We start from the raw sequence: 9,269 nt of genomic DNA, 5'->3' as shown, positions 1-9,269 counted from the left end.
TAACTACATTTCTTTTTTAATATCATATACTTAAACGAAATATCTCTTTCATTTCTAAGAGATTCCTACATATATTCTATATAAAGTCACTCTATCCAAAAACGTTTCTTTCTATAATAAACGTTTTATTTATATACGATACCATACAAGGAGGAATATATATGGACTATACCGATTTATTAATCAAACTAGGTCTCTCGGCTATTTTAGGGTTCGCCATCGGTTTAGAGCGCGAATTAAAACGTAAACCACTTGGTTTAAAAACGTGTTTAGTTATTTCTATCATTAGTTGCCTCCTGACCATTGTTTCTATTAAAGCAGCTTACAATTTACCACATACTGATCATATGAATATGGACCCACTTCGACTTGCCGCTCAAATTGTATCAGGGATTGGTTTTTTAGGTGCCGGTGTTATTTTACGTAGAGGAAACGATAGTATTGCCGGATTAACGACTGCTGCTATGATTTGGGGTGCATCTGGTATTGGTATTGCTGTTGGAGCCGGATTCTATATCGAAGCGATTTTCGGGATGTGTTTCCTTATGATTAGCGTTGAACTTATACCGTTAACAATGAAATTTGTAGGACCTAGGTCATTTCGTCAACGTGATATCGCAGTAAAACTTGTTGTGCGAAATATGGACAATATCCCGGTTGTAATTGAAGAAATAAAAGAAATGGATATAAAAGTGAAGAATATGAAGCTTAAAACGTTAGAAAATGGTTCTCACTATTTACATCTTAAATTATGTATCGATCAAAAAAGACATACTGCTGATGTTTACTATGCTCTCCAGCATCTCGAAAGTGTTCAACAAACTGAAGTGGAAAGTATGTAACGTAAAACAAACTCTCTTTTAAATTAGAGAGTTTTTCTTTTTTCTATAATGGCAACAATGAATGTAGTCCTGCAAAGTAAGGAGGAATAGGCAATTGAAATCCCGTCCGAATTTAGTAGATACATTTCGTGATTCCATTATTTTTCGTTTAATTTGCTTTATTGTTATACTTACTGCTTTTTCCGGCTTTCTTATACATAGATTAGAACCATCGCACTTTACCACATGGTTTGATGGAATTTGGTGGTCAATCGTTACAATTTTCACTGTTGGCTATGGTGACTTTGCCCCTCATACACTAATCGGGAAACTTATCGGTATGAGTATTATTTTATTAGGAACTGGATTTTGTTCTTATTATATGGTGCTGTTTGCTACTGAAATGATTAATAAACAATATATGAAAATTAAAGGAGAAGAAGCTGCGACTTCTAACGGTCATATGATTATTGTCGGCTGGAATGAACGAGCAAAACATGTTGTAAAACAAATGCACGTACTACAACCAAACCTTGATATCGTTTTAATTGATGAAACACTTTCTTTACTGCCAAAACCATTTCATCATTTAGAATTTATAAAGGGGTGCCCCCATCACGATCAAACGTTATTAAAAGCTAATATTACAACGGCACACACCATATTAATAACAGCCGATAAAGAAAAAAACGAAAGCTTAGCGGATACACAGTCCATTTTAAATATTTTAACTGCAAAAGGGCTCAACCCAAACATTCACTGCATCGCTGAACTTCTTACTTCTGAACAAATACAAAATGCAACGAGAGCTGGCGTGTCAGAAATTATAGAAGGAAATAAATTAACGAGCTATGTATTTACCGCTTCTCTTTTATTCCCTTCCATTTCAGGTGTACTATTTTCACTTTACGACGAAATCTCTGATAATAAATTACAACTGATGGAGCTTCCCATGTCCTGCACCGGACAAACTTTTGCCAATTGTAGCTATACTCTTTTAAAACAAAACATTCTCTTACTAGGTATAAAGCGCGACGAACAATATATGATTAATCCAGTTCATTCCTTTGTTCTCATTGAAAGCGACATACTCATTGTTATTCACCATTAGTAAAATGACGCTCTAATTCTTGCATGAGCACTTTCCCAATATTGATATATTTTCTTTTCACATCTCCATCTGGATCTTTCGGCTCAGCAAATTGATCCATTCCACTCGTTCCAGCTGTTAACGTATTTACATGATCATCTAGTTCGTCTTGATATACGTGCGAAAGAATATACGGCGTTCCAAGACGAACTATTACGCCTGGTACATCTAGTTCTCCATCAATGGCTGTAAATGGCACTCGTAAAAATTGATAGCCGTCTTCTTCATCGATTTTATAATCAAAGCATCCTTTATCATAATCCCAGTTGCCACCAATGCTATATCCAAGTGGCTTCATTATTTCTTCTAACTTATATAACGCATATGTACGTCCTTCTAAATTTGATTGAATCGGAATCAAGCCCATCCCTCCTAGACTTTTTCTTTAGCATACCCACTCTAGTTTGAATATACTGATGGACTTTTCGATGAAATGATAAAAAGCGGCCGGAATCCGGCCGCTTTTTATTATTTTAAACGCTCTTCTAATTCTGCTTTTAATTCTTCAAATCCTGGTTTACCAAGTAAAGCAAACATGTTTTTCTTGTATGCTTCTACTCCTGGTTGGTCAAATGGATTTACGCCTAATAAGTAGCCGCTCATCGCACATGCTTTTTCGAAGAAGTATACAAGGTAACCAAATGTGTACTCATTTAATTCAGGAATATTTACGATTAAGTTTGGTACTCCGCCATCGCTATGTGCAAGTAATGTACCTTCGTATGCTTTCGTGTTTACGAAGTCTACAGTTTCACCAGCAAGGTAGTTTAATCCATCTAAATCGTTTTCTTCTGATTCGATTGTTAGTTCATGTGTAGGTTTACCTACTTTTAGAACTGTTTCAAATAAGTCACGACGACCTTCTTGAACGTATTGACCTAATGAATGTAAGTCAGTTGAGAAGTTTGCTGAAGATGGGAAAATACCTTTTTGATCTTTTCCTTCACTTTCACCAAATAACTGTTTCCACCACTCAGCGAAGTATTGAAGTGCTGGCTCATAGTTAACAAGCATTTCAATTGTTTTTCCTTTATTGTATAGAGCGTTACGAACTACTGCGTATTGGTAAGCTGGGTTTTCTTCTAGTTCTGATGTACCGAAGTCCTCACGACCAGCAGCTGCACCTTTCATCATCTCTTCAATATTTAAGCCACTCACTGCGATTGGCAATAAACCAACTGGCGTTAATACAGAGAAACGTCCTCCAACATCATCTGGAATAACGAATGTTTCGTAACCTTCATTATCAGCTAATGTTTTTAATGCACCACGCGCTTTATCTGTAGTTGCATAAATACGTTTGCGAGCTTCTTCTTTTCCATACTTTTCTTCTAATAACTTACGGAAAATACGGAATGCTAGTGCTGGCTCTGTTGTTGTACCTGATTTGGAAATAACGTTAATAGAGAAGTCTTTACCTTCTAGTACATCCATTAAATCTTTCATGTAAGTGGAGCTAATGTTTTGTCCAACAAATAGCACTTGTGGAGTTTTACGTTGTTCTTTAGAAAGTGTGTTGTAGAAAGAATGGTTTAACATTTCAATTGCTGCACGTGCTCCTAGGTAAGAACCACCGATACCTACAACAAGTAAAATGTCAGAGTCATTTTTAATTTTTTCTGCGCATTTTTGAATGCGAGCAAATTCTTCTTTGTCATATTGAAGCGGAAGGTCTACCCACCCAAGGAAATCGTTCCCAGCTCCAGTTTTTTCGTGGATTGCGTGATGTGTTACTTTCACTGCATCACGTAAATAAGTGATTTCATGTTCACCGATGAAGGATAACGCTTTAGAATAGTCGAACGTTACATGTGTACTCATCTTTTTCCCTCCAATTATGGATATGTATTTCTGTATTCACTTTAGCGAAACTGAAGTTGTAAATCAAGCGATTCACCCCTTGTAAACGTAACCAATATATATTTTTTAAAAAAAGTTCATTTTTTGCATAAAAATTCGCATTTTTCGGTATAGATGTATATACATCCTATTTTGAACATTTTTTATGTATAAAAACAACATAACTACCCCATTCTATAAAAGAGTTAATTAACTCATCGCTTGCTCATGCTTCACAATTAAGGGGGGCTTTTTCATGAGTACTTTGCAACGTATCGCATTAGTCTTTACTGTAATTGGCGCTGTAAACTGGGGATTAATTGGGTTCTTCCAGTTTGACTTAGTGGCAGCCATTTTCGGTGGACAAAACTCAGCTCTTGCACGTATTATTTACGGCATCGTCGGTATTTCTGGGCTGATTAATCTTGGTTTACTCTTTAAACCATCAGAAAATCTTGGTACTCACCCGGAAACGAACGAAATTCGCTAGTCAGTATGTCCTTACTCACCTTCGACATACGAATATGATTGCATGCAATCATATTTGCAAATATATATCATAAGAAAAAGTAAAAGAGGAACGCTCATATGCGCTCCTCTTTTATTTTGTTAACTCGGACTCTTCAATCCATTCTGTTAGCTTTTCTCGCAGCGTATTAAATCCGTCCTTAGATGGATTCGGTATAAGAATCCGTCCTTGTTTTCTTTTCGCCGCTTTTAACGATAAACTCATTTTTCTGTGTTCTTCATCAATTGAAAGTACTTTTACTTCTACTGTATCGCCGACTTTTAAAAAGTCATGAATATCCTTTACATATCCATTTGTAATTTCAGATATATGCACAAGTCCTTGTGTTTCTGCATCTAACGCTACAAATGCACCGTAATCTTGAATCCCAGTCACTTTCCCTGTTACAACCACTCCTGTTGTATATTGTTCTGACATATGAAACACTCCCATACGTTTACCATTTTCTCTACAATTGTAGATAGCAAAGCAGATGATTTATTGTTAAATATCCGATTAGTTAATACGTACCGTAAGTAAAGCAACTCAGGATACGCATACCTTATATTAGTAAATTATACCACTATGACAGAGCTCATTCAAAATTCATGAAAAAATTTCCTTAAGTAAGTATAATTCTCCAATATTAGGATAGAATACTAACACATGGCTTTCTAGTATTCCCCCCCTTTTATGGACAAAACGTATTGTGTTTTGTCCTTTTTTTATTCTCTATAAACCGTTCCATTCTCTTCATTGCTTCCATAAGCTGTTCAAGCGATGTTGCATACGAACAACGAATAAACCCTTCGCCACTTTCTCCAAATACACTTCCAGGTACAACAGCCACTTTTTCTTCTAATAATAACTGTTCTGCAAATTCCGCTGAAGATAGTCCAGTTGAAGAAATTGAAGGAAAGACATAAAATGCTCCACCCGGCACGTGACACGTTAATCCCATTTCATTGAAAGATGTCGTCATAAAATTACGGCGTTTCTTATAACTATCTCTCATCCGAATTACTTCATCATTCCCCGCACGTAACGCTTCAAGTGCTGCAAACTGAGACATCGTTGGGGCACACATCATAGAATATTGGTGAATTTTGAGCATTAATTCTGAAAAATGAACAGGAGCTGCAATCATACCAAGACGCCATCCTGTCATTGCAAATCCTTTTGAAAATCCCGAAATTAAAATCGTATGCTCGCGCATATTTTTAATACTCGCGAAACTTGTATATGCTTCGTCGTATACAAGTTCTGCATAAATTTCATCAGATAATACGATTAAATTGTACTTCTCAACAATCACTGCTATTTCTTCAAGCTCGGACTTATTTAACATTGCACCTGTTGGGTTATTTGGTGAACAAAGTAAAACTGCCTTTGTCTTCGCTGTAATAGCTGCCTCAATTTGTTCTGGTTGTACTTTAAATTCATTTTCTAAAGTAGTCGCCACAGGAACTGGAACGCCTCCAGCTAATGTCACAAGCGGGGCATAAGAAACGAAACTTGGCTCAATAATGAGTACTTCATCATCAGGATTTATAATGGCGCGCATCGCTACATCTAACGCCTGACTTGCTCCAACTGTAACAATGATTTCATCGTTTGGATCATAAGAAACTGCAAATTGTTTTTTTAGATACTTTGCTATTTCTTGACGGAGCTCCAATAATCCTGCATTTGCTGTATATGACGTATATCCTTGTTCTAAAGAACGGATACATGCTTGCCTCACATTCCAAGGTGTAACGAAATCAGGCTCTCCTACTCCAAGCGAAATAACACCTTTCATATTTGCTGCTAAATCGAAAAACTTTCGAATACCAGATGGTTGTAAAGATTCTGCTGCTCTAGATAGTTCAAATTGCTTCATGGCGTCACCACAATTCGCTTATCATCATCGTTTTTTTCATAAATAATTCCCTCATGTTTATACTTCTTCAAAATAAAATGCGTTGTCGTAGAAACGACAGATTCAATTGTTGCTAATTTCTCAGAAACAAACATCGCCACTTCTCCCATTGTCTTTCCTTCTAATGTAATAGAAAGGTCATATGTCCCTGACATTAAATACACAGATTTCACTTCTGAATAACGATAAATTTGCTCAGCAACCGCATCGAACCCAACGCCGTGCTTTGGCGTAACTTTCACATCAATCATTGCCGTTAAACCTGTATGTTCTTTCACCTTCGTCCAATCGATATGTGTGACATAATCCACGATAATCTTTTCCGCTTCTAATTTTTCAACCATTTTCTTTACTTCTTCTACTTCTATATTTAACAGCTTCGCTAATGTATCTACAGTTAATCGACTACTTTTTTCAAGACAAGCTAATAATTCTAATTCTTTTTCTGTCACCATATAAATCATCCTTCCTTTTCGTTTGTGTCTAAATTATACAAATAGCCTTTCCAGTTTGAAAAGAAGATTTTTTTAGTGAATTATGTCAAAATAAAGTGAAACTTTAATCCATGGAAAGGTTCACCCCATGGATTATTAGCCCACACCAATCGGGCTTTTACGAGCAGTTGATCTCCCACCTCACTTCTTTGTCTCAACCGTCTTTTTAGGTGGGAGTCTTACTGCTCGTTAAAGCGGGGTAAAGTGAAACTTTAATCAGCAGAAAAATGCATGATAAAGCGAAAGGGGATGGAATCGTGAAACCAAAAGTTTATATTGCTGAACCAGTTCCAACATTTGTAGAAAACTATTTATCAGAACACTGTGATTATGAAAAATGGGAGCAAAATGAGAAGGTACCTCGTGATGTTCTACTAGAGAAAATACAAGATAAAGATGGTTTATTAAATTTCGGATCTGCTATTAATGAAGAATTATTGGAGGCGGCTCCTAACTTAAAAGTAGTAAGCAACATTTCTGTCGGTTACGATAATTTTGATTTACAAGCGATGGAAAAGCATAATGTTATCGGAACAAATACACCATACGTACTAGATGATACAGTAGCTGACCTCGTTTTTGCTCTTATGTTATCTGCTGGTCGTCGTGTTTGTGAACTCGACTCCTACGTAAAAAATGGTAAATGGAATGCGGAAATTGGAAAAGAACACTTTGGGCTAGATGTACACCATAGTACAATCGGCATTATCGGTATGGGCCGAATTGGTGAAGCTGTTGCAAAACGAGCGAAATTCGGATTTGATATGGATGTTCTTTATTATAACCGTCGCCGAAAAGAAGAAGCTGAACAAAAATTCGATGCTACCTATTGTGATTTACAGACGCTTCTAAAGCAGTCTGACTTTATCGTTCTTCTTACTCCATTAACAGATGAAACGTACCATCTTATCGGAGAAAAGGAATTTTCATTCATGAAAGAAACAGCTATCTTCATTAATGCTTCTCGCGGGAAAACAGTAGATGAAGAAGCGTTAATCGATGCGTTAACAGAAAAGAAAATCTTTGCAGCAGGCATCGATACTTTTACACAAGAACCGATTCAAAAAGACAATCCGCTCTTATCCTTACAAAATGTTGTGACTTTACCACATATCGGATCTGCAACATTAAAAACTAGGCAACAAATGGCTATGACCGCCGCTGAAAATTTAGTTGCAGCGTTACAAGGAAAAACACCGCCTAATATTGTTCGCGGGTAATACTGAATGTACGAAAGGCAAGATGACATCGTCATCTTGCCTTTTTTTGTTAACATATTTTTTTCTGCCTTGGAAATGATATGAACAAAAATCAATGGAGTGACAAAAAATGAATCACGAATCTACTTGTCCTTATTTCACTTTTTCCACTCGCGGCACTACTGTTCATTACGAATTGTATGAACATGAAAATAAAACAGAACGTCCTACTTTCGTACTCGTTCACGGCTTTTTATCTTCCTCATTCAGCTACCGCCGTCTTATTCCTTTATTATCGAAAGAAGGAACAGTCATTGCTCTTGATTTACCACCGTTCGGGAAGAGTGATAAGTCTCATCTATTTAAGTATTCTTATCATAATTTAGCAACGATTATAATCGATTTAATTGAACACTTATCTCTCTCAAACATTGTGTTAGTTGGACATTCTATGGGCGGCCAAATTTCACTTTACGTAAACCGTATACGTCCTGAATTAATTTCAAAGACAATTTTACTATGTAGCTCTAGCTATTTAGCACGCGCAACTTTACCTTTACTGTACTCTTCTTATTTACCGTTCTTTCATTTATACGTAAAGAATTGGATTATACGGCGCGGCATTGTTCATAACTTAATGAATGTCGTTCATGATCATTCATTAATTGACGATGAAATGAAGGCAGGTTACTCTGCTCCTTTTTATGACAACCGTATATTCCCCGCTTTAACTCGTATGATACGAGATCGTGAAGGTGACTTATCTTCAACTGAATTACAAAAAATCGAAACACCTACTCTACTCATTTGGGGTGAAAAAGATCGGGTCGTCCCTGTACATGTAGGTCATCGTCTGCACAAAGATTTACCGAATTCGAAATTTATTTCTTACGAAAATACAGGGCATTTACTACCTGAAGAAAAACCGGAACATGTTTATGAAGAAATTATCGCTTTTTCTGCGCAATAATATCAAAGAGGCTGTCGGAAATTCCGACAGCCTACAATGAACAACTTCCGCCTTCTTTTATTACAAGTAATTCCACAGCTAACTTCTCACATTTTTCAAGCGCAGGTACTTCCTCAAAAGACATAAAGTATATATGTTGAATCTTCTTTGCGATGTATTTTGAATCATCAAACACACTTGCGACGTTCACAACATCGCTCGCTTCTGTTTCATAAAACTCCGGTCCCATTTGAAACGGATCCCAATTCTTCACAACCTCTATCATCTTTTCATATGTACCCATTCGCTTCCCGCCTTTTCACTTTTTAATACTTTTCTTTATCCTATCACATCAGCTATTCTATAAGAAGAGAGAGAACTTTCATAA

The 9,269-nt window shown here is 36.5% G+C and carries 11 protein-coding genes; 5 read left to right on the top strand and 6 right to left on the bottom strand.

Translation table 11 applies throughout. The features are described 5' to 3' along the window. Positions 1-161 precede the first annotated feature (161 nt). Together QCI73_RS03020 and QCI73_RS03015 are read left to right on the top strand one after the other, a co-directional pair. Complete coding sequence (locus QCI73_RS03020) at positions 162-842, top strand: MgtC/SapB family protein (RefSeq protein WP_000386681.1); 681 nt, start codon at positions 162-164, stop codon at positions 840-842. A gap of 94 nt (positions 843-936) precedes the next feature. Then, positions 937-1,932, top strand: a complete 996-nt coding sequence (locus QCI73_RS03015; protein WP_000842328.1) for a potassium channel family protein — start codon at positions 937-939, stop codon at positions 1,930-1,932. Here the strand turns inward: QCI73_RS03015 and QCI73_RS03010 are convergent. After that, positions 1,919-2,332: a YugN-like family protein gene (locus QCI73_RS03010; RefSeq protein ID WP_000612332.1), complete on the bottom strand. Its 414-nt coding sequence runs from the start codon at positions 2,330-2,332 to the stop codon at positions 1,919-1,921. The two genes, QCI73_RS03015 and QCI73_RS03010, sit on opposite strands and share 14 nt — an antisense overlap. Before the next feature lie 107 nt (positions 2,333-2,439). Next, positions 2,440-3,792, bottom strand: coding sequence for a glucose-6-phosphate isomerase (locus QCI73_RS03005; RefSeq protein ID WP_000103660.1), 1,353 nt, complete (start codon positions 3,790-3,792; stop codon positions 2,440-2,442). Between the two features lie 274 nt (positions 3,793-4,066). Between QCI73_RS03005 and QCI73_RS03000 the strand changes: the two genes are divergently transcribed. Further along, entirely contained in the window at positions 4,067-4,300 is a 234-nt protein-coding gene (locus QCI73_RS03000) for a DUF378 domain-containing protein (RefSeq protein WP_000105788.1), read from the top strand. Between the two features lie 111 nt (positions 4,301-4,411). On the opposite strand, the gene yugI is transcribed toward QCI73_RS03000, so the two are convergent. From yugI to QCI73_RS02985, 3 genes are all read right to left on the bottom strand, one after another. After that, entirely contained in the window at positions 4,412-4,756 is a 345-nt protein-coding gene (yugI, locus tag QCI73_RS02995) for a S1 domain-containing post-transcriptional regulator GSP13 (protein ID WP_000003767.1), read from the bottom strand. Positions 4,757-5,009: 253 nt separating this feature from the next. Further along, a complete protein-coding gene (locus tag QCI73_RS02990; RefSeq protein WP_327922650.1) occupies positions 5,010-6,200 on the bottom strand; it encodes an aminotransferase in 1,191 nt (396 codons plus the stop codon). Beyond that, positions 6,197-6,694, bottom strand: a complete 498-nt coding sequence (locus tag QCI73_RS02985; RefSeq protein WP_000255706.1) for an Lrp/AsnC family transcriptional regulator — start codon at positions 6,692-6,694, stop codon at positions 6,197-6,199. The genes QCI73_RS02990 and QCI73_RS02985 overlap by 4 nt, the downstream gene beginning before the upstream one ends. A gap of 266 nt (positions 6,695-6,960) precedes the next feature. Between QCI73_RS02985 and QCI73_RS02980 the strand changes: the two genes are divergently transcribed. Together QCI73_RS02980 and QCI73_RS02975 are read left to right on the top strand one after the other, a co-directional pair. Further along, positions 6,961-7,953, top strand: a complete 993-nt coding sequence (locus QCI73_RS02980; RefSeq protein ID WP_353822483.1) for a 2-hydroxyacid dehydrogenase — start codon at positions 6,961-6,963, stop codon at positions 7,951-7,953. Between the two features lie 109 nt (positions 7,954-8,062). Then, positions 8,063-8,902: an alpha/beta fold hydrolase gene (locus QCI73_RS02975; RefSeq protein ID WP_001015187.1), complete on the top strand. Its 840-nt coding sequence runs from the start codon at positions 8,063-8,065 to the stop codon at positions 8,900-8,902. Positions 8,903-8,933: 31 nt separating this feature from the next. On the opposite strand, the gene QCI73_RS02970 is transcribed toward QCI73_RS02975, so the two are convergent. Beyond that, entirely contained in the window at positions 8,934-9,185 is a 252-nt protein-coding gene (locus tag QCI73_RS02970; protein WP_000537636.1) for a YugE family protein, read from the bottom strand. Positions 9,186-9,269: the final 84 nt, after the last annotated feature.

The organism is Bacillus cereus group sp. MG16 (assembly GCF_040459875.1).
In the GTDB taxonomy this organism is placed as follows: domain Bacteria; phylum Bacillota; class Bacilli; order Bacillales; family Bacillaceae_G; genus Bacillus_A; species Bacillus_A paranthracis.
Note: the sequence above shows the minus strand (reverse complement) of the source record. Positions and strands in the feature narration are given on the sequence as shown.